At 65.9% G+C, this 20,404-nt stretch carries 18 protein-coding genes; 13 read left to right on the forward strand and 5 right to left on the reverse strand.

Going from position 1 to position 20,404, the window contains the following annotated elements:
- Positions 1–11: 11 nt before the first annotated feature.
- Positions 12–1,154, reverse strand: a complete 1,143-nt coding sequence (locus G6N60_RS07915; protein WP_163743628.1) for an acyl-CoA dehydrogenase family protein — start codon at positions 1,152–1,154, stop codon at positions 12–14.
- Positions 1,155–1,247: 93 nt separating this feature from the next.
- Between G6N60_RS07915 and G6N60_RS07920 the strand changes: the two genes are divergently transcribed.
- The 5 genes from G6N60_RS07920 to G6N60_RS07940 all read left to right on the forward strand — a co-directional run bounded on the left by G6N60_RS07920 (position 1,248) and on the right by G6N60_RS07940 (position 7,976).
- Positions 1,248–1,796 carry a PaaI family thioesterase gene (locus G6N60_RS07920; protein ID WP_163734942.1) on the forward strand — a complete coding sequence of 183 codons (549 nt, stop codon included), beginning with the start codon at positions 1,248–1,250 and terminating at the stop codon, positions 1,794–1,796.
- A gap of 2 nt (positions 1,797–1,798) precedes the next feature.
- The gene (locus G6N60_RS07925) at positions 1,799–2,614 is read left to right on the forward strand and encodes a mycofactocin-coupled SDR family oxidoreductase (protein WP_163734944.1); all 816 of its coding nucleotides are present in this window, start codon (positions 1,799–1,801) and stop codon (positions 2,612–2,614) included.
- Between the two features lie 108 nt (positions 2,615–2,722).
- A complete protein-coding gene (locus G6N60_RS07930; RefSeq protein ID WP_163734947.1) occupies positions 2,723–3,934 on the forward strand; it encodes a cytochrome P450 in 1,212 nt (403 codons plus the stop codon).
- A gap of 20 nt (positions 3,935–3,954) precedes the next feature.
- Positions 3,955–6,357 (forward strand): CaiB/BaiF CoA transferase family protein, encoded by a 2,403-nt coding sequence (locus G6N60_RS07935; protein WP_163734950.1) that lies wholly within the window; start codon positions 3,955–3,957, stop codon positions 6,355–6,357.
- Positions 6,358–6,362: 5 nt separating this feature from the next.
- On the forward strand, positions 6,363–7,976 hold the full coding sequence (locus tag G6N60_RS07940; RefSeq protein ID WP_163734952.1) for an AMP-binding protein: 1,614 nt from the start codon (positions 6,363–6,365) through the stop codon (positions 7,974–7,976).
- A gap of 14 nt (positions 7,977–7,990) precedes the next feature.
- Here the strand turns inward: G6N60_RS07940 and G6N60_RS07945 are convergent, their stop codons facing one another.
- From G6N60_RS07945 to G6N60_RS07960, 4 genes are all read right to left on the reverse strand, one after another.
- Entirely contained in the window at positions 7,991–8,785 is a 795-nt protein-coding gene (locus tag G6N60_RS07945) for an enoyl-CoA hydratase/isomerase family protein (protein WP_163734955.1), read from the reverse strand.
- Positions 8,786–8,945: 160 nt separating this feature from the next.
- Complete coding sequence (locus G6N60_RS07950; RefSeq protein WP_163734959.1) at positions 8,946–9,476, reverse strand: TetR/AcrR family transcriptional regulator; 531 nt, start codon at positions 9,474–9,476, stop codon at positions 8,946–8,948.
- A gap of 152 nt (positions 9,477–9,628) precedes the next feature.
- On the reverse strand, positions 9,629–10,519 hold the full coding sequence (locus G6N60_RS07955; protein ID WP_163734962.1) for an SDR family NAD(P)-dependent oxidoreductase: 891 nt from the start codon (positions 10,517–10,519) through the stop codon (positions 9,629–9,631).
- Between the two features lie 14 nt (positions 10,520–10,533).
- The gene (locus G6N60_RS07960) at positions 10,534–12,012 is read right to left on the reverse strand and encodes an aldehyde dehydrogenase family protein (protein WP_163734966.1); all 1,479 of its coding nucleotides are present in this window, start codon (positions 12,010–12,012) and stop codon (positions 10,534–10,536) included.
- A gap of 508 nt (positions 12,013–12,520) precedes the next feature.
- On the opposite strand from G6N60_RS07960, the gene G6N60_RS07965 reads away from it, so the two are divergent.
- The 8 genes from G6N60_RS07965 to G6N60_RS08000 all read left to right on the forward strand — a co-directional run bounded on the left by G6N60_RS07965 (position 12,521) and on the right by G6N60_RS08000 (position 20,391).
- On the forward strand, positions 12,521–13,318 hold the full coding sequence (locus tag G6N60_RS07965; RefSeq protein WP_246240433.1) for an acyl-CoA dehydrogenase family protein: 798 nt from the start codon (positions 12,521–12,523) through the stop codon (positions 13,316–13,318).
- A complete protein-coding gene (locus G6N60_RS07970; RefSeq protein WP_163734968.1) occupies positions 13,308–14,225 on the forward strand; it encodes an acyl-CoA dehydrogenase family protein in 918 nt (305 codons plus the stop codon). The genes G6N60_RS07965 and G6N60_RS07970 overlap by 11 nt, the downstream gene beginning before the upstream one ends.
- Positions 14,222–15,031: an enoyl-CoA hydratase/isomerase family protein gene (locus tag G6N60_RS07975; protein ID WP_246240435.1), complete on the forward strand. Its 810-nt coding sequence runs from the start codon at positions 14,222–14,224 to the stop codon at positions 15,029–15,031. The genes G6N60_RS07970 and G6N60_RS07975 overlap by 4 nt, the downstream gene beginning before the upstream one ends.
- 75 nt (positions 15,032–15,106) lie before the next feature.
- Positions 15,107–16,315, forward strand: a complete 1,209-nt coding sequence (locus tag G6N60_RS07980; RefSeq protein WP_163734974.1) for an amidohydrolase family protein — start codon at positions 15,107–15,109, stop codon at positions 16,313–16,315.
- Positions 16,316–16,317: 2 nt separating this feature from the next.
- Positions 16,318–16,785, forward strand: a complete 468-nt coding sequence (locus G6N60_RS07985) for a Zn-ribbon domain-containing OB-fold protein (protein ID WP_163734977.1) — start codon at positions 16,318–16,320, stop codon at positions 16,783–16,785.
- Positions 16,782–17,957 (forward strand): thiolase C-terminal domain-containing protein, encoded by a 1,176-nt coding sequence (locus G6N60_RS07990; protein ID WP_246240437.1) that lies wholly within the window; start codon positions 16,782–16,784, stop codon positions 17,955–17,957. Before G6N60_RS07985 ends, G6N60_RS07990 begins: the two co-directional genes overlap by 4 nt.
- Positions 17,958–17,965: 8 nt before the next feature.
- On the forward strand, positions 17,966–19,558 hold the full coding sequence (locus G6N60_RS07995) for a class I adenylate-forming enzyme family protein (protein WP_163734980.1): 1,593 nt from the start codon (positions 17,966–17,968) through the stop codon (positions 19,556–19,558).
- A complete protein-coding gene (locus tag G6N60_RS08000; RefSeq protein WP_163734983.1) occupies positions 19,555–20,391 on the forward strand; it encodes a hypothetical protein in 837 nt (278 codons plus the stop codon). Before G6N60_RS07995 ends, G6N60_RS08000 begins: the two co-directional genes overlap by 4 nt.
- The last annotated feature ends 13 nt before the right edge of the window (positions 20,392–20,404 follow it).

Below are 20,404 nucleotides of genomic sequence, written 5' to 3' on the forward strand. Positions count from 1 at the left end.
CGATCTAGGCGTCAAAACCCCATCTTGCGGCCGATCAGATCGCGCATGATCTCGCTGGTGCCCCCGTAGATGCGCTGCACCCGGGCGTCACGCCAGAGCCTGGCGATCTCGTATTCGTTGATGTAGCCGTAGCCGCCGTGCAATTGCAGGCACCGGTCGATGATCTGCCACTGCTGTTCGGTGGTCCACAGCTTGGCCCCGGCGGCCTCCTCGGCCGTCAACGTGCCGTTGTTGACGCCCGCGATGCAGCGGTCGACGTACACCTGCATGACGTCGAGCAGGACGCTCATGTCGGCGATGGCATGGCGGTTGACCTGGAACGTGCCGATCGCCTGGCCGAACGCCTTGCGTTCTTGTGCATACACTCTCGTCAACTCGAGCGCCCGCCGGGCCTGGGCCACCGCATGAATGGCGATGCCGAGTCGTTCGGCGGGTAGGTTGCGCATCAGGTGGTAGAAGCCGCGGTTCTCCTCGCCGATGAGGTTGGTGGCAGGCACGCGGACGTCGGTGTAGGACAGCTCGGCGGTATCCGCTGCGCGCGCACCGATCTTGTCCAGCTTGCGACCCTTCGTGAACCCCGGCGCATCGGCCTCGACGGCGATCAGGCTGACGCCCTTGTGACCCTTCTCCGGATCGGTCTTGACCGCCGTCACCACCAAATCGGCCAGGATGCCGCTGCTGATGAACGTCTTGGCGCCATTGATGACGTAGTCGTCGCCGTCGCGAACGGCGGTCGTCCGGATGCTCGCCAGATCGGACCCGGCCCCCGGCTCCGACATCGCCACCGCGGTGATGAGCTCACCGGAGACGAACCCCGGTAGCCATCGTTCCTTCTGCTCGTCAGTCGTCATGTGCACCAGATACGAGGCCATGATGTCGTTTTGGAGTCCAAAGCCCACGCCGGTGCTACCCGTGGCGTAGTACTCCTCGGTCATGATGGCGTTGAACTTGAAATCGGTGATGCCTTGGCCGCCGAACTCCTCGGGTGCCTCCCAGCCGAGCAGGCCGGTCTCACCCGCCTTGAGCCACACCTCGCGATCGGTGATTCCGGCGTGCTCCCACTCCGCGGTGTGCGGAGCGACCTCCTTCTCGTAGAAGGCTCGGGCGGTGGCGCGGAACTCGTCGTGCTCGGGTTCGAAGATGTCGCGCTTCATGACCAACTCCTTCGTCAAGTTTTTACCGTACAGCGTATAGTTTCGATACTACAGTGGTTGATCGCGCTGCCTCTACGACGGACGGGCGACGAAATGACGCAGGACGACACGGCTTCCGACCTTCTGGCCTGGATCGGGTCGGATTCGGTGGGACGCCCGATGACCGACGGCGGGGTGACGTTGTGCGGCTCGTGCCGGGCGTCTCGGAACTGCCGGTTGGGCGTGACGCGCGAGTGGTTGGAAGACGACGCTAAGAAGGAGCATGGCGCGCACTTCGAGGTCACCTGCCCGCGCGATCAGGAGGGCGGCCCGAACGTCGCGCACGGTGGCTGGACGGCCGGGGTGATGGACGAGATGCTCGGGCACGTCCCACTTCTGCATGACCAGATGTCGGTGACGGCGACGTTGACCGTCGACTTCAAGAAGCCCGTGCCCGTCGAGCGGCCGTTGGTGGCTCGTGCCTGGATCGACAAGGTCGAGGGCTCGAAGTGGTTCATCTCCGGTGAGCTCCTGCTGCCGCCGAGGCAGAGCGTGCTGGCGACGGCTACCGGCATCTGGATCGCCCGGGACCCTTCGCATTTCGCGCGTTATGAGAAATGGTTGGCCGAGCAGGACGAGGCAGACGCCACCGAGGGAGAGTGAGCATGGGTCTCCTGGACGGCAGGGTCGCCTTCGTGACCGGAGCAGCCCGCGGACAGGGTCGCAGTCACGCGGTGCGGCTGGCCCGCGAAGGTGCGTCGATCATCGCGATCGACGTCGCTGCCGACGTGTCGCCCGACAACGGCTACCCGCCGGCCACGCGGGCCGATCTCGGCGAGACCGTGACGATGGTCGAGGCCGAGGGGCGCGAGATCCTCGCCCGTGTGGTGGACGTTCGGGACTCGGATGGCATGAACGCCATCCTGGCCGAGGGATCAACGAGGTTCGGGCGCCTCGACGTGGTGGTCGCCAACGCGGGCATCGTGAGCTGGGGACGATTCTGGGAGATGTCAGAAGAGCAGTGGCAGACCATGATCGACGTCAACCTGACCGGGGTGTGGCGGACGATGAAGGCCGCGGCCCCCTACATGATCGACGCGGGTAATGGTGGTTCCATCATCGCCATCAGCTCGGTGTCGGGCATCAAGTCGCTTCCCGGGCAGGCGCATTACAGTGCGGCCAAGCACGGGGTGGTGGGGCTGACCAAGACCGCCGCGATCGAACTCGGCGAATACGGGATTCGAGTGAACTCGATTCATCCCTGGGGGGTCGCCACCCCGATGGCCGCCGAAGACGCGAACATGGCGAAGCTGTTCACCGAACACCCCAACTTCGGAATGTCGTTCGCGAGTGCGTTACCCAATTTGCCGCTGGCCGAGCCGGACGACATCTCCGATGGCGTCGTCTACCTGGCCTCGGATTTGTCGCGGGCGGTGACGGGCACGCAGCTCACCATCGACATGGGGGCTACGAAGGTCTGATCAGACGGCACCCCTCGCCTCATTTGCGATGGCCGATCAGCTCGATGTGATAACTTCACCTTTACACGTACAGTGTCGGTCGTCACAGCCCTCTGGGAGTAGGTAGTCATGGAGCAGCCCCCCCGGTTCGACCCACGGATCGCGCCGTTCTCGCAGTCGGTCAAAGACCTACCGGACCCTCAGAGGGTCTACTACGACAAGGCGAAGAACGTCCGCGCCGAGCGCATCGAAGGCGTCGTCCACCTCTATCGGATGGCCGACATCGTCGCCATCAATCGCCATCCCGCCGTCACCGGAACGGGTGGGCGCGGCGGCAGTTTCGGCAATGCCGGTGCACTAATCCCACTGGAGATCGACGGCGATGAACACAAGAAGTGGCGCCGCCTGCTGGACCCGCTATTCGCCCCGAAACAGGTGAGCCGCATGGAGGATTCGGTTCGCAGCCTCGCCGCCGAGCTCATCGACGGTTTCGCCGACGACGGCAAGGTGGATCTGGCCGAGGAATTCTGTGTTCCCCTGCCCTGCTTGACTTTCCTGCGACTCCTTGGAGCGCCGGTAGAGGATCTCGACTTCTTCCTCGAATTCAAGGATGGCGTGATCCACCCGCAGGGTGACACGGTCGAGGAAATGGACGCCAACATGGCGTTGGCCGGCGGCAAGCTGCTCGAGTACTTCTCCAACTTCCTGGCCAAGCGCCGCGCGGAGACCGAACCGGGTGAGGACGTCATCGCCCGGCTGCTGAATTCGGAGGTGGAGGGCGAGGCGCTGACCGACCTCGAATTGCTGAACATCCTGTTCCTGCTCATGTTCGCCGGCCTCGACACCGTCACCTCGTCGCTGTCGTGCACGCTTGCCTGGCTGGGTCAGCATCCGGAGGAACGCCGTCGACTCGTCGAGGACACGTCGTTGATCCCCGCCGCGGTCGAGGAGATCATGCGCTTCGAGTCGCCGGTACCCGGCGGCATGAGGTACTCCGACCAGGAGGACATCGACCTGGGCGACGGACTGGTGATCAAGAAGGGTGAGGCCATGTATCCGCTGTGGGCGGCGGCCAACGTCGACCCCAACGCCTTCGAGAACCCCCTGGAGGTCGACTTCAGCCGACGCGCCAATCACATCGTGTTCGCCAGCGGACTGCATCGCTGCCTGGGCTCACACCTCGCTCGGTTGGAGATGCGACTTGCCGTCGAAGAACTGCTGGCCCGGATTCCGGAGTACTCCATAGCCGAAGGCGAAGAGCTCGTCTACGACAACATCTCGGTCCGCAACGTCACGTACCTGCCGATCACGTTCAAGCCGCGGGTCGGCGCTTCGGCCTGACCTGGGACAGGGAGAGATCGATGAACCGCATCCTCGACGGCCTCAACGTGCTCGAGCTCGGCTCGGGCAGCGTGGCCGCCTCCATTGCCGGCGTGGTCCTGGCCGACGCAGGGGCGCGGGTGATCAAGGTCGAGCCGCCCGACGGCGACCGGTTGCGCGTCGACAATCCCAGCGGCTTTCTGGTTTGGAATCGCGGCAAGGACAGCACGATCGCCGATCTGCGAACCGCTGACGGTCAGGACCGGCTCAGGGATCTGGCGCGCGGCGCGGACGTCGTCATCGAGGGCTTCGCGCCGGGCGTGACCGATCAGTGGGACGTCGGGGCCGACACCCTACGGTCGATCAACCCGGCCCTTGTCCACCTGTCCATCACCGGTTTCGGCAAGACCGGCCCATATGCAGCCCTCAAGTCCTACGACTCCTTGGTCGCCGCGAAGGCGGGCCTCTGGGCGCGCGGCAGCTGGGGCCACCGCGACGGGCCGATCATGTTTCCCGTGCCGTGGGCCAGCTTTGGGGCTGCGATGCAGTCGGTGGCCGGCATCATCGGTGCACTCCTGGTGCGAGAGAAGACGGGTCGGGGTCAGGCCCTCGACTCCACCCTGGTCGCCGGACTCGACCCGATCGACTACTTCGTCTCGACGATCGTTCAGTTGATGGCCAAGAAAGGTGAAGCAGCAAGCGGGGATTCACGTTCCCTCACCGGCGCCAGTCGTTTCGGCGTGCTGCTCGCAACCAGGGACGGGCGGTTCATTCAGACGTCGACCATGCTGCCGCACCAGGGTAGGGCGCTGTGCGAGGTCGCCGGGATCGGTGAGGTCGTCGCGAAGGACCCGCGCTTTGGTGGGCTGCCGAGTTTCGCCAACCCCGAGGACGCTCAGGAGTGGGAGGACCTGCTCATGGAGGCGTTCCGCGCGAAGGACCTGGACCACTGGCTTCCGCTCCTGCAGGCCAGCCCGGACATTGCCTTCGAGGTCGCGGTGACCAGTGAGGAGGGGCTGGACCACCCGCAGATCGTCCACAATGGTGACGTCATCACCGTCGACGACCCGAGGCTTGGCGAGGTTCGCGAGATCGGCCCCGTCGGCCACTTCTCGCAGACCCCCATCGTCATCGAGCGATCGGCTCCGGAACTCGGGTCGGCCACCGAAGGCTTTGGCGCACATGACTTCCCGAAGGGTGGCCGGGAGGCGCCGCCACATCCCTTCGCCGGAATCACCGTCGTCGAGTTCGGCTACTTCTACGCCATGCCCTATGCCACCGCGATGCTGGCTGCGCTGGGTGCCCGGGTCATCAAGATCGAAGACGGGAAGGGCGATCCGCACCGCAATTCGTTCGGGCCCGAGGTCGCCAGCACGAAGACGACGGCGGGCAAGGAGAGCGTCTCGATCGATCTCAAGAGCGCGGAGGGCCGCGCGATCGCGCAGTCGATCATCGCCAAGGCCGACGTGTTCCTGACCGGCTTCCGATCGGGTGTCGCAGACAAGATGGGCCTCGGCTACGACGAACTCCGGGAGCTCAACCCGCGCCTGCTCTACGTGCACGCCGCGGGCTACGGCACGGATGGACCGTACGCGAACCGCGCGCTGTACGCGCAGGCCGCGCAGTCGGTGGCGGGCAGTTTCGGTCGCCAGGTGGGTTATTGGACGGACCCGGCGCAGAGTGACGGCTTCAGCGTGTTGGAGCTACAGGCCGTCGTGATGCCGCACCTCAACCAGCTGGTCGACGGTGACAGCAACGCAGCGCTGACGCTCTTGGCTGCCCTGTCGCTCGGTCTGTACCACCAGCAGCGAACCGGTGAGGGCCAATTCCTCGGCACCTCGATGATCGGCGGCAACGCGTGGGCATACTCCGATGACTTCTGCAGCTACGCCGGTAAGCCGCGAACGCCGTTGTGCGACAGCGAGTATTACGGCACCAGCGCACTCGACCGACTCTACGAAGCCGCCGGCGACAGCTGGGTCGCGCTCACGGTGCGGTCGGACGCCGAGTTCGCCGCGCTGTGCAACGCCATGGGTCTCGAGGCGGACGACCGATTCTCGACCGCACCGAAGCGCACCGAGCACGACGACGATCTGGTCGATCTCTTGGGGAAGGCGTTCGCGGAAAAGCCTGCAGCGGAATGGGAATCGACCCTCAGTGCCGCACGGGTGGGCTGCGTTGAGGTCAACCTGCTCGGCCAACCCGTCTTCACCTCCTTCGATCCGGTGCTGCGCGAGACGGGTCTCACGGTGACCGTCGAGCATCCCGTCTATGGCGAGATCGTCCGAACCGCTCCGCCGGTCAGCTTCTCAGAGACTCCGGGTCGGGTGGCACCGCCCTGCGTGCGCGGGCAGCACAACCGGTCGATCCTGTCGGAGTTGGGTTACAGCGACGGAGACGTCACCAAATTCGAGGAGCTCGACGTCATCACCGCGCCCGCCTAATCCCCGTGACCGACGGCGTCGCAGGAGTACCAATCCCGGAGGAGTTGCGTCGCCGGTATCTCGACGAAGGTTATTGGGAAGATTCGTCATTGGGCTCGATGCTTGCCACCTATCTGCGGGCTCGACCCGATCAGACCGTGCGGGTGTGGTCGAAGACGTCGCCGCGGGTGACGACGTTCGGGGGCCTCGACGACTTGTCGCGGCGCTTCGCGGCGGGTCTGCGAACGCTCGGCGTGCGTGCCGGTGACCGTGTCGTCTACCAATTACCCAATGGCGTGGAGGCCGCCGCCACGTTTCTCGGTCTGGCGGCGCTGGGTGCGGTCCTGGTGCCGGTCGCCGGCTTCTACGGCCGCAAGGAACTCATCGACATCGTCAATACGGTGCACGCCTCGGTGCTCGTGACGACCGCCCGACACGGCAGCCGAAACTACCTTGACGAGCTTCGTGATTCACGGTCCGCGATGCCGGGCCTGACGACGGTGGTGCTGTGCGGCAGCCCGCCCGTCCCCGACGCCATCGCGTTCGAGGAGTTGTGCACCGCCGCGCCGCTGCCAACGATCACCGGCGTCGAACCCGACGGTCCCTGTCTGTTCGCGTTCACGTCGGGAACGTCCGGCCGGTCGAAGGCCGTGCTGCACACCCATCGGACATTGGGGGCCGAGGTGCGTCTGCACTTGGCGGCCATCGTGCCTCGCGGAATGACGCCGCAGATCATGGCATCGCCGATCGCTCATGCCGCGGGCATGACCATGGGGCTGCTCGGGCCGCTGCTGCGCGGCGAGCCGATCAACTACGTCGACGCCTTCGACATCGACTTCATCCTCGACGTCTGTGCGCGCCAGCGACTCGCCCCCGGCGGCGGCGCGGTGGTCTTCCTCTCCGCCCTCATCGATCATCCCGGTTTCACCGATGAGATCGCCAAGCGCATGGGCTACGTCGTCCTCGGCGGATCGATCGTGCCGGAGGTGTTGGTGGACAAGGCCGCTCGACGCGGTATCACCGTGCTGCGGTCCTACGGATCCACCGAGCACCCGACCATCAGCAGCGGTCTGATCACCGACAGCGCGGAGCAGCTTCGCCGCACCGACGGACGGGTGCTGCCGGGTGTGGAGGTGGTCATCAGGCGGCCCGACGGTTCGCCCGCGCCCACGGGTGTCGAGGGTGAGATCTACAGCCGGGGGCCGGACCGCTGTGTGGGCTATCTCGACGCGCGGGAGAACGATGGAACGTTCGACGCAGATGGCTGGCTCGCGACCGGCGATCTCGGAATCCTCGACAGCGCAGGTCATCTCGCGATCACTGGACGGACGAAGGATCTCATCATCCGCAACGGCTACAACGTCTCGCCCGCCGAGGTGGAGAATGCGCTGTTGACGTGCGAGGGAGTGGGGGAGGTGGCCGTCGTCGGGGTTCCCGATGCCAACACCGGCGAGCGGGCCGTCGCGTTCGTCGTGCCCAGGGGATCGGGCACGCCGGCGTTGGCCGATCTCACGGCGCACCTCGCGGCGATCGGACTGGCGAAACCGAAGTGGCCGGAGGAACTTCGCATCGTCGACGCGTTTCCACGCACCGCATCGGGAAAGGTTCAGAAGTACGTGTTGCGCGAGCGCAGGCGCTGAGCTCACGCTCGGCGTCACGAGGACTTCGTGCGCGCGGCGGTCACCGCTGCGGCGTGCTCCGGTGAACCCATGCTCGCCTCCTCGCCCTTGAAGGCCTTCTCGAAGGCGTTCTCCAGCTGCGCCTCGACGTAACCGTTGAGCGCTAGCTTGGTGTCCCGCAGCGCAGCTTGCGGCACCTCGGCCAAGCGATGGGCAAGGGTGAGCGCCTCGGTCATCAGGTCCGCGGCGGGGACCACGCGGCTGGCCAAGCCCAGTTCAACGGCTTTGTCCGGCAGGATCTTCGAGCCAAGGAACAGGTATTCCTTGGCACGCGCCAGTCCGACGAGTAGCGGCCACACCATGCCGCCGTCACCGGTCACCAGACCCATCCGCAGATGAGGATCGGCCAGAAAGCTGTTGTCCGACAACAGGACCAGATCCGAGAGTACGGCCATGCTGCAACCGAGGCCGACCGCGGGGCCATTCACCGCGGCGATCACGGGGATCGGCAACCGGACGATGCCGCGGACAATGGCGCGCGCCTCGAGCATGGTCTGCGTACGCATTTCGGCGTCGTCGATGTTCTCCTGCATGTATCCGAAGTCGCCGCCCGCACTGAACGCGAACCCGCTGCCGGTCAGGATCACCACCCGCGCCTCGGCGTCCTCGGCGAGCGCGGACCACACCCGCGCGAGCGCCTGATGCAAGACCCGGGTGGCACCGTTGAGGTTGTTGGGACGGTTCAGGGTGACGATGCGGATCGGTCCGTCGGCGGTGACGACGAGTTCATCGGGTAGCCCATACATCGCTTCGGTGTCGTTCGACGTCATCGTGACTTCTCTCTCGCTGTCGCGCCCGCAACGGTAGGGCGTAAGGTGTGGCTTTACGTGTATACCATCGCTGCAGTTGCCATCACCAAGACCGTGACAACCTCGTCGGACGTCAGCGACCATTACCGCGACCGAGGTTGGTGGGACGCGCGCTCTTGCGCTAGGACGGCACCCTGTCGGCCAGCGCCGTCAGCGCGCCGTAGAAGGCGGCCCGTGACCGCAGTGTCGCGATGTAGTCGCGGATTTCGTCGTCGGGATGAGGGGTGGCGCTGACGTGGAAGTTGGAACTCTCCTCGATCAACAGCCGCCCGAGGACCAGGGTCTGAACACCCGCGTAAACCTCTTGCGCGGCAGCGCGACTCAGCCCGCCGCGTTCGAATTGATGGATGCAGAACTTGACCAGCCGTCGTGCGTTGGGCAGCATCTTCGACGTCAGCAGCACCGGACTCAGCCCCCGCACCTCGAGCAGGGCATCGACCGCCGCCATCGACGTGGAGACGAATAGTTCGCGCCAGTCCCCGGAGTCTGGATCCGGGAGTTCGACGTGGCCGAGGACGTCGTCTCCGACGAGCCGCAGCAGCTCGTCCTTGTCCTCGACGTGGTGGTAGAGCGCCATCGCGGAGACGTCGAGGCGGGCGGCGACTGCGCGCATCGTCAGCTTCTCGACGCCGACCTCGTCAATCATCTCCATTGCCGTGGCCGCAATGCGCGGGCGGTCCAACGGAGCGCGGACGGCAGAAGGCTTCTTGTCCGCCATTCGTCCCCCGTCATTCGTCGATTCGACACTCTCGGTTCCGTACTTTACGGGTACGGCCCAGAAGCAGGGACGCCGCGACCGCTAGATCAACGATCGATCTGCTCACGCAGTTCGTCGGGAATGGCTCCGGCGGTGATGTCGCCGCTCTCGCCGGTGTCGGTCGGGAAGACGATCGATGTGCGGGCGAACTGTCCACCGTCGACGGATTGGATGGTCTGTCCGGACATGTAGGCGGATTCGTCGGAGGCCAGGAACAACGCAAGGTAGGCGTTGTCCCGGATGACCGGGGGACGGTCCAGTCGCAGCGGCATCGCCCTGTTGTCGGGGTCCCACGGCGACATCTCTTCATACGACTTGCCGAGCACGTCGGCTTCCGGCGGCAGGGCGAAGTTCACCGACATGCCGTGGGTGGGACACAGCGCATTCGCTCGGATGCCGAACTTGCCGAGTTCCATTGCCGCAGAACGCACCAGCCCGTTCGCCGCGGCCTTGGACGCGGTGTACATCGGGAACCCCGGGTAGGCGACGAACGCGGACGCCGACGTCGTCGCGAGCAGGTTGCCCTGGCGCTTGTTGGTCACCATCCATCGTGCCGCGTGCTTCCACGCCAGGTAGATGCCCGTGGCGTTGACGCTGAAGATGTCGTTCCAGTCGTCCAGCTCTGAGTCGATGAATCCCTTCATGCCGAAGCCGGGCTCGGGGATGCCTGCGTTGGCCCACATCACGTCGATGCGGCCGAAGTGGTCGATCGCCTCGCTGACCAGCCGCTGCATGTCGGCCTCGACGCGCACGTCCGCGTCGAGCCCGTGGGCGGTTCCGCCCGCCGCTTCGACCTCCTTGGCCACTGCCTGCGCGCGGCCGGCCACCACGTCGCTGGTGACGATCGTGGCCCCCTCCGAGGCAAAGAGCAGCGCGGCATCACGGCCCAATCCGGATCCGGAACCGGTGATGACGACGACCTTGTCCGCGAGTCTCATCTGCTGTGTCTCCTTCAGTTCTTGGCCGGGCTGGCAATGGATTTGACCTGCAGGTACTCCCGGAACCCATCTTCGCCGTGCTCGACGCCGCGACCGCTGATCCCGTAGCCGCCGAACGGGGCGTCGGGCGAGAGATAGAACGAGTCGTTGATGTTGACCGTGCCCGCCTTCAACCGCTCGGCGACCCACCAGGCCCGGTCCTCGTCACGGGACTGGACGTATCCGGACAGGCCGTACTCGCTGTTGTTGGCTACCCGCACGGCCTCGTCGTCGTCGCCGTCGTAGCGGATCACGGACAGGACCGGGCCGAAGACCTCGGTCTGAGCGATCTCGGAATTCTCGTCGACGTCGGCGACGACGGTGGGCTCGAACCAGAATCCCCTGCCGCCGCGATCACCGCGCTTGCCGCCGGCGACGATGCGGGCGCCGGCCTCGGCTGCGCGGTTGACCAACCCCTCCATGCGCTCGAGCTGTTCGAGTCGGATGATCGGGCCGACCAGGTTGCCCGGGTCTCTCGGATCGCCCCACGGCAACCCGCTGACGAACGCCTGCAGGCGTCCGACCACGTCGTCGTAGATATCGGCGTGGACGACCATCCGGGTGGCCAGCGCACAACCCTGACCGCTGCTGTTCATGCACATGGCAACCCCGAGTCCGCAGGCCATGTCCAGGTCGGCGTCGGGCAGCAGCACGTTGGCGGACTTGCCGCCGAGTTCCAGCACCACGTGCCGGATCCCGACCGCGGCGTTCTGGGCGATGCGCTGTCCGACGGCGGCCGAGCCGGTGAAGTGCAGCAGACCCACCCGCCGATCGGTGGTCAGGGCTTCCCCGGCAATTGCCTTGTCGGCGGAGCTGATTGCGTTGAAGATACCCGCGGGGATCTCGGTCTGTTCCGCGGCGATCCGAGCCATCAGGGCACCCGTCAGCGGGGTGTCGGGGGCGCTCTTGAGCACTACCGCGTTGCCGGTCGCCAGCGCGTGGCCGACCTTCCAGATGTTGGTCATGAAGGGTGCGTTCCATGGCGTGATCGCGCCGACGACTCCGAACGGCTCGTAGCGGACCCGCCGATTGCTCTGCATGCCAAGCAGTTCGTACGGCGGAAGATCGCGTTCCCAATGCCAGGTTCCGATGAGCCCGTTGAAGTAGCTCATGTCCTCGATCATGGCGTCGACGTGCGTGGGATGCACTAGCGCCGGCGTGCCCGCCTCGGAGACCAGCACGTGCTTGATCAGCTCGGATTCGTTGCGCAGCGCGTCCTGAAACTGCTTGAGCACCTTTTGCCGAAACGCGTGGTTGGTGGTCCAGTCGGTGGTGTCGATCGCCGTGACCGCGGCGTCGACCGCGCGGGTGACGTCCTCGGGCCCCGCGTCGGCGGCGCTCGCGACGACCGTTTCGTCGGCCGGATTGATGACGTCGTAGCGGCGGCCGGAGGAGGATTCCTCGAACTTGCCGTCGATGAAGAGGCGACCTTCGAGGTCGACGCTGGTTGTCATGGTCACTCCATCACGCTCGATGCTTCACGGGCTTTTTTCGGCCGCTGTGGTTTCACTCGGGACGAGCCGACTATACATGTATAGTCCGGCTATGTGTGAAGAACTCCACACCCGTTCGAATCGAGGTCAGCGTGACAACTGTCGACGTCGCCGTCACCGACGCAGATGAAGTCCTGGACGCCTTCGCCGACGCGCTCGACGCGGCCTCGGAACGTTTGGCTCACCTTCGCGAGCCCAGCGTCGACTCCGATCAACAGAAGGCGTTTTCAGCAGAACTGCTCGGCTGGCTCTACGACGGCGGGTGGGTGCGGTGGGGCTGGCCCGAAGAGGTCGGCGGCCGCGGTGGTTCGGCCACCATCCGCGGTCAGATCTACGAACGACTGGCATTGTGCGGCCACGTCATTCCGGACCATCTCTACGTCCTCGAGGTGTGCGGACCGGCCGTCGTCAACCATGCCCCGACGCTGGCCGCCGAGATACTGCCGGCCGCGCTACGCGGTGAGCGACTGTGTCCCAGGGATTCTCCGAACCGGAGGCGGGAAGTGACCTCGCTGCGTTGCGTACCAGGGCGGTTGCGGACGCCGATGGCAACTTTCGGGTCTCCGGCCAGAAGATCTGGACCTCCTACGGCTCGCGCGCCGACGAGATCATGCTGCTGGCCCGCACCGGCACTGCCGAGAGTCGGCACCGCGGTTTGACGATGATGCTCGTCGATCTCGACCAGCCGGGTGTGGAGCGCAGGCCGATCGCCCTCGCCGCCGGACGCGAGGAACTCGCCGAGATCTTCTTCAGCGACGTTCCCGTCGATCGCGACCGCGTCATTGGAGCGGTGGACGGCGGGTGGGGGGTGGCGATGGATCTGCTGCAATACGAGCGCGGCAACTACGCCTGGATGCGCATGGCCGCCACCGCAAGTCATCTGCAGGAGATGCTGCAGTCTGCGAACGTCTCCGGTGCCGACCCGCTGGCCGCGGTTGCCGTGGGCCGGGCATACCTGAGTCTGGCCGCGTTGCGAGCCAGGACGTCGTCGACGTTGCGCAAGCTCGCGGCCCACGAAGCCGTCGGATCGCAGACCAGTGTCGACAAATTGCTGCTGTCCTCGGCGGAACAGGACGTCCTCGACGCGTCGCTGGCGGTGTTGGACACCCAGGTCCTGCTCGGTGACGAGCCGCACGACGCCCGATGGCGCGACGAATGGTGGTATTCGCGGGCGTCGTCGGTGTACGGCGGAGCCCGCGAGATCCAGCACAGCATCATCGCCGACCGCATCCTGGGCCTGCCGAAGGAGGGTTCCGGTGGACGCTGACACCCGCGAGCTGCTGGCCGGCTCGATTCGAGAACTCCTGCGGTCACCAGGCGAAGTGGTGTCCGGACTCGACGAGTTGGGTTGGGCAGAGGTGGTTTCCGACGATCCAGCCGCGGCGATCGAACTGCTCTTCACCGAGCAGGGTCGCGCGGGTGCGGCGTCGGGGGCCCTCGACCGCATCGTGGTCGACGCGGTTGCCCCCGTGTCCGGGCCGGTGGTCGTCGTACATTCATTCGGAAGCGCGACGAGCACGGTGATCGGCGAACGCCTGAACGTCGACGGCGTCGCGCTGGCCGAGCCGGAACCGGGCGCCTGCTACGTCGTCCTCGTCGGTGACGCGGTGTTCACGGTGCCCGTCGACGACTCGGCCGCGGAGGTCAGGGGTTTCGACCCGGCGTCGCGGCTTCGTCGAGTTCGTCTGAGCGCCAACGCCTTTCAAGACCACACGGACAATGGGATAGCCGCCACCGCGGCGGCGCGCAGGGCGCTGGCTAGCGAGCTGATCGGCAATGGGCGAGCGATGCTCGGCATCGCCGTCGACCAGGTCACCCAGCGTCGGCAATTCGGAAGGCCGATCGGGGCCAATCAGACGCCGCGCCATCGCCTCGCCGACGCATACGTTCAATTGTCGGCCGCGACCGAACTCGTCCAGATCGCCTGGGCCAGCGGCACCCCGTGGGATGCCACGGTTGCCAAGGCCTACGCCGGCCAGGCCGTCGAGACGACCGCCCGCGCCTGTCTACAGGTGTGTGGCGCAATGGGTTTGACGGCGGAGCATCCGCTGGGCAACTACGTGAAACGGGCGCGCACCCTGGATGCGCTCCATGGCGGATGGCACCATGCGATGCGTGCGCTCGGCGAGGGGCTGCTGACGGCGCGCGCCATTCCGCAGGGGGTACGAGTGTGAGCGACGCAGATGAACCGCATGCCATCTTCGAGACGATCGGCAAGGGGATCGCTCGTCTGCGGATCAACCGTCCGGACCGGCTTGGCGCCTACACCCCGCGGATGTGCGCCGAGATGCTCGACGGCATCCGGCGATTCCGCTTGGACGACGCGCTGCGGGTGCTCATCCTCACCGGTTCGGGCCGCGGCTTTTGCGCCGGTGGCGACGTCTCGCCCGACGCGGGCTTCGCCGACGACCTCACCAAGCAGGTGGGGCGCGCACGCGAACTGCGCGAGGACTCGCACGCGGTCATCACGGCCCTGACCAAGCTCGACAAACCGGTGCTGTGTGCGGTCAACGGGATCGCCGTCAACGGCGGACTCGCCTTCGCGCTCGCCTGTGATCTGCGGATCGTGGCGGAGAGCGCCCGACTCGGTGACACCAGCGGCCGGGCCGGTCTGCTGCCTGACGAGGGCGGTGCCTGGCTGTTTCCCCGGGCCATGGGTTATGACAGGGCATTTCGCATGGTGGCGCTGTCGGAGATCTACGACTCCGCTACCGCGTCGACCCTCGGATTGGCCACCGAGGTCGTGCCCGACGCCGAATTGGAGTCGCGCTCCATCGAGCTCGCCGAGCGGTTCGTGGCTGCCGCACCGCTGGCGGTTCGGGCCGTCAAGACCATGATGCGACGCGGTCTGGAATCCACCCTGGACTCCTCGCTCGGGGATGCCCAGCAGGCGGTGCTCTGGGTCGGACCCAGCGATGACGCGCAGGAGGGCAAGGCGGCGTTCCTGGAGCGACGCGCTCCGAAGTTCACTGGTCACTAGGGAAAACGAATCGACTGAACGTTCTCCGACACTCAGCTATACATGTATAGTCAGCCCCAAGGAAAGGACAACACCGTGGCACTCATCGAAAACAGCGTCGGCGAACTTCCCTATCGGCTGACCGACTTCGACCAACACTCCTACGAGGCCGAGGACTGCTTTTCGCGGTTCATGCCGAAGGCAAAGCTCGACACCGCCGTGCGCACCATCATCGCGCCGAGCGGGCGAAAGATGTTGCTCGCCAACGATCGCCTCGTCACCGCACTCGAAAACGACATGGATCAGGCCTACGTCCCGGGCTCACTGGTGGAGATGCTGAAGCAGCGCGCATCCGGCGATGCCACCGACGCCGACCGGTTCTATGAACCAATGCAGATCGAGTACCTGGACAAGGAGGCGCGCCTCAAGCAACTCGACGAGCAGCAGATCGAGCGGACCATCATGTATCCGGGTGGCTGGGCACTGTTCGCCGAGCAGTACCTGACGGGGATCGAGCCCCTGTATGACAACCTCGAGTCGTTCAACAAGTGGATCGACGAGGACTGGGGTTTCGCGCACCAGGACCGCATCTACGCTCCGGCGATGCTGTCCTTCCGCGACCTCGACCGTGCCGTCGAGGAACTCGAGCGCGTCCTGAACGCCGGCGCCCGATTCATCGTGCTGCCCGCTGGCCCGGCCTACGGCCGCTCACCCGGCGACCCGTACTTCGATCCGATCTGGTCGCGCATCAACGAAGCCAGGGCCGTGGTGTGCTACCACATCTCTGAATTCCACTACCAGGACAACGTCGCCTCCCACTGGGGTTGGGAACTGAAGCCGCCGTTCCAGTTCTCGGCGTGGCAGTGGCAGAACACCTACGGTGAGCGCCCAATTACGGATACGTTGTCGGCCTTGATCTTCGACAACGTCTTCGGGCGCTTCCCGAACATCAAGGTGCTCGTCAGCGAGTTCGGTGCGGAATGGGTACCGCACTTCATCCGTCACATGGACAAGAGCCGCGGCATGGCTCGGGGCGGCCCGTGGCTGGGCGGACAGCTCACCGAGCGGCCCAGCACGATCTTCAAGAGACACGTCCGGGTGGTGCCCTACCCGGAGGACGACACCATCGGCCTCATCGAGAAGCTTGGCTCCACCGAGACCCTGCTGATGGGGTCGGATTGGCCGCACGCCGAGGGTCTGCGCGAGCCCGCCGACTTCTGGAACAAGGTCGACGGCCTCGACGACGAGACCAAGCGCCTCTTCCTCCGCGAGAACGGCATGAAACTCAGCAGCGGTATCGTCTAACCGTGACCGGGCATCGTCGCGAAGAGCCATACCCGTCCAATGGTGAACTGGTGCAGCGCTTTCCGGGAGAGCCGATCACGCATGACAACGCGGCGCACTACCGTGGTCGGTTGCGCAAGCAGCTACTCGTGAACCGCTGCGACGATTGCGCGATCTGGCATGCCCCGCCAAAGCCGGTGTGCCCCGAGTGCTGGTCGGCGAACGTCACCGCCACCCCGGTCACCGGCAACGGCGAAATCTTCATGAACGTCTTTCTCCACCAGGGTCCCCCCGCTCCAGGCGTCGACTATTCGACTCCGTATCCGGTGGTGACCGTGGAGCTGGAAGAGCAGGTGGGACTGCGGTTTACCGCGACCGTGGCCGACGCAGACAACGACGACATCCGGATTGGTCAGGCCGTGCGCCTCGACTGGCGGGAGCGAAACGGTGCGCCGATGCCGGTCTTCGTCCTGGCCGGAGCCGGCGCGTGAGCAACTCGTCGCGCAATCCCATGAAGGACCACGTGGCCATCGCCGGTGCCTCGACCACCGGTTTCGTCGCGAGCAATCTCGAACGCAGTCAGACCTCGCTGGCCGCAGAGGCGTGCATCGACGTGATCCGGAAGTGCGGACTCACTGCGGCCGACGTCGACGGACTGTGCGGCAGTTGGCCGAACGCGGAGATCCTGCAGGCAGCGCTGGGGCTACCGGAAATAACTTGGTCGGGTAATCCGACGATTCCGATGGTCGACCACGTCGCGACGGCTGCTGCGGCCGTTCACAGTGGGCTTTGCGAGGTGGCGCTGGTGTACCACGCCGCCTACCGCTCGGCGTGGAATACCACCTCCTCGCTCAAGGACCCGTTCCGCCGCATTGCCACTCCTGGTCTATCGGATCCACACCCCGGGCCGGAGTCGGTCGCCGCTGCGGTGGGCTATACCGCGTGGGCATCGCGGTACATGTACGAGTACGGGGCGACCAGTGAGGACTTCGGGCTGGTCGCCATCAACGACCGGACCAACGCGGCCCGCAATCCCGCTGCGGCCAAGCGTGATCCGATGACGATGGAGGACTACCTCGCCTCTCGGATGATCCGCTGGCCGCTGCGTTTGCTCGACATGGACGTGCCGGTGGACGGCGCCGACGCCTTCATCGTCACGACGACCGAACGGGCCCGCGATCTGCCGCTGCCGCCGGTGCTGATCAACGCCGCGGTGCTCGGACAGGTCGCACACAATGAAGAGGACCAGACCGTCAGCCTGCGTCACCACGGTCAGCAGGTGGTGGTCGACACGTTGAAGCGCAAGGGCGACTTCTGGATCGACGACGTCGACGTCTACTTCCCCTACGACGGTTTCACCCCCATCACGCTGAATTGGATCGAGAACGCGGGGTGGTGCAAGCCGGGAGAGGCGGGCGACTTCCTTCGGGAGCACTGGGTTCCGGAAGAGAAGCGCGCGTTGATCAACGGCCGGATTCCGATCAACCCGCACGGTGGGTCGCTGTCCGAAGGCGCGACGCAGGGTTCCGGTCACGTCCGCGAGGCCGTCCATCAACTCCAGGGGCTCGCCGGCGACCGTCAGGTGCCCGATGCGCGCACGGCGCTGGTCACCGCGGGCGGATTCTTCTTCAATGCCCAAGGCCTGACATTGCACACGGGTTGAGTCGGCAGATGTCGGAGACCGTCCTGGACATGTTCCGCCGCAACGTCACCGACGCTCCGGACAGCCCGATGCTGGCATACTTCGACGGCGTCCTGACGGTGGGGGACGTCGACCGGGTCTCCAATGCATTGGCCGTGGCGCTGACCGACGGTGGCTTCACCCGCGGTGACCGTCTGGCGCTGTACCTGCAGAACGTTCCGCAGTACGTCATCGCGTTGATTGCAGCGTGGAAGCTGGGCGGCATCGCGGTCGCCATCAATCCGATGCTGACTCCGCGCGAGATCGACAAGCTGATCGCCGACTCGACCCCGACGACGTTCCTCGCGCTGAGCGAACTGTATTCCGACGATCTCGCCACGACTCTCGATCGATCGTCGGTGACGCGGGTGATCACCACGAGTGCTGTCGACTTTCAGCATGCGAACGACGCTCGCGTCCTTCCCGCCGAACGGCTTTCGACTCCGGTGGGTACCGACGACCTCACCGATCTCGTCGACCATTTCGACGGCCAGACGCCTGAAGTCCTGATGGTCACGCCCGACGACGTCGCCGTCATCACCTACACCTCTGGCACCACCGGTGTGCCCAAGGGTGCGATGAACACTCACCACAACGTGGCGACCGGCGGGTCGGCCTACCGCGACTGGTTCGGTCTCGGTGCCGACGACGTCATTCTCGGGGTGGCCCCGCTGTTCCATGTCACCGGACTGTCCGGGCACATCGCGGTTGCGATCGCCGCGCGCGCGTCACTGGTGCTGTCCTACCGCTTCGACATCGGCGTGACACTCGACATGATCCGTGCGTACGCGCCGACCTTCACCGTCGGTGCCATCACGGTCTTCATCGCTCTGGCCAATTCGGCTGACGTCACGAACGACGCGCTGTCGTCGCTGGCGACGATCGCCTCGGGCGGTGCCCCGATCCCAGCCGCCACGGTGGAGCGCTTCGAGACTCGCTTTGGCGTGTACGTCCACAACGTCTACGGGATGACCGAGACGACGTCGCCGGTCCTGAGCGTGCCGATGGGCACGAGGGCGCCGGTGGGTGCGGAGACCGAGGCGCTGTCCGTCGGCGTCCCGGTGCTGAGCGCCGAGGTGCGCGTGGTCGACGAGACAGGTGCGGCGCTGCCGGCCGGGCAGCTCGGCGAGCTCGCGGTACGCGGACCTCAGATCGTTCCGGGCTACTGGCGCAACGAGATCGAGACCTCCGCCGCGATCAAGGGCGGCTGGCTGCTGACGGGTGACGTCGGCTACGTCGACGACGACGGCTGGTACTACCTCGTCGACCGCAAGAAGGACATGATCGTCGTGAGCGGCTACAAGGTGTGGCCGCGGGAGGTAGAGGACGTGCTGTACACCCACGACGCCATTCTCGAAGCTGGCGTGGTGGGCATACCCGATCCTTACCGCGGTGAGACGGTGAAGGCGTATGTCTCTCTGCGCGATGGCTTTACGGTGGAGCCGCACGAGCTGGTCGACTTCTGCCGGGCTCGGATGGCCGCCTACAAGTATCCGCGCGAAGTGGAGATCGTCGACGTGATTCCGAAGACCGCGACCGGAAAGATCCTGCGGCGCAGTCTGCGGGACGGGGTCAGCCGATGACCAACACTGCAGAAAGACACGATGCTGCGCCCGATCCGCGAGGCGACTGGGCACCCAGCCGGGGCGTGCTCATGAGCTACGCCTACCTCGGCTCGTGCCCCCAGGCGATCGATCGCACGCATGCGCAGAACGTACTGCGGCTCAGGGAGGACCTTCGCACGTCCGCGGGCGCGGTCATGGCGGCTCCGCTGGCGATAGGGATGCTGGACGCGGCGGTGGTGAACGTCGAGTCGATGCACGTCCGCGCCGTCACGCAGGTCGACGTCACCGTCGTCGACTGTGCGCTCGACGTGGAGCGGGTGCTGTCGGCGGGGGCGATCACCGCCGAAGCCCGCTCGCAACTGTTCACCGAGGCCGCGATCGCCGACGCGGACGAGCCGCAGCGTCGGATCGGCTTCGGCAGCGCCAACTGGGCGGTGGTCGGGACGACACCGCAACGATTCTGCTTTCCCGAACCGGCTGCCGTCCTTCCCGGCGCCGGTGCGCTCCCGCCACTGTGGCATGCCTACTCGGCTCGGCGCCGCTTCGACGGCCTACTCGAGATCCCGCGGTTGCAAGACCCAGGTGCCGAGCGACTGCACCACGCACCGATGCTGGTCGTGGCCGAGGCGGTGGCGTTGGAACACGCCGTCGAGACGCTGGGTACCGACCAACTGTGGGTCGATTCCCTGAGCATGTCCCTTGTCGCGCCCGGCCGGGTGGGTCCGTTCATTGCGACGCCCGTGTTCAGCGCGGTCGACACCGAAACGGTGGGTTGTCGGGTGGAGTTGCGCGATACCGGCTGGGACGACTGTCTGGTGGCTGCGGCATTCATCCGCATGCAGTCCTACTGAGGACGTCGTGGCG

The organism is Mycolicibacterium madagascariense (assembly GCF_010729665.1).
In the GTDB taxonomy this organism is placed as follows: domain Bacteria; phylum Actinomycetota; class Actinomycetes; order Mycobacteriales; family Mycobacteriaceae; genus Mycobacterium; species Mycobacterium madagascariense.

Bases quoted from the DNA above. Each gene is read 5' to 3' on its own strand.
- G6N60_RS07945 (WP_163734955.1), bottom strand. From the start codon at position 8,785: ATGACGTCGAACGACACCGAAGCGATGTATGGGCTACCCGATGAACTC.
- G6N60_RS07955 (WP_163734962.1), bottom strand. From the start codon at position 10,519: ATGAGACTCGCGGACAAGGTCGTCGTCATCACCGGTTCCGGATCCGGA.
- G6N60_RS07915 (WP_163743628.1), bottom strand. From the start codon at position 1,154: ATGAAGCGCGACATCTTCGAACCCGAGCACGACGAGTTCCGCGCCACC.
- G6N60_RS07960 (WP_163734966.1), bottom strand. From the start codon at position 12,012: ATGACAACCAGCGTCGACCTCGAAGGTCGCCTCTTCATCGACGGCAAG.
- G6N60_RS07935 (WP_163734950.1), top strand. From the start codon at position 3,955: ATGAACCGCATCCTCGACGGCCTCAACGTGCTCGAGCTCGGCTCGGGC.
- G6N60_RS07930 (WP_163734947.1), top strand. From the start codon at position 2,723: ATGGAGCAGCCCCCCCGGTTCGACCCACGGATCGCGCCGTTCTCGCAG.
- G6N60_RS07950 (WP_163734959.1), bottom strand. From the start codon at position 9,476: ATGGAGATGATTGACGAGGTCGGCGTCGAGAAGCTGACGATGCGCGCA.
- G6N60_RS08000 (WP_163734983.1), top strand. From the start codon at position 19,555: ATGACCAACACTGCAGAAAGACACGATGCTGCGCCCGATCCGCGAGGC.
- G6N60_RS07920 (WP_163734942.1), top strand. From the start codon at position 1,248: ATGACGCAGGACGACACGGCTTCCGACCTTCTGGCCTGGATCGGGTCG.
- G6N60_RS07925 (WP_163734944.1), top strand. From the start codon at position 1,799: ATGGGTCTCCTGGACGGCAGGGTCGCCTTCGTGACCGGAGCAGCCCGC.
- G6N60_RS07995 (WP_163734980.1), top strand. From the start codon at position 17,966: ATGTCGGAGACCGTCCTGGACATGTTCCGCCGCAACGTCACCGACGCT.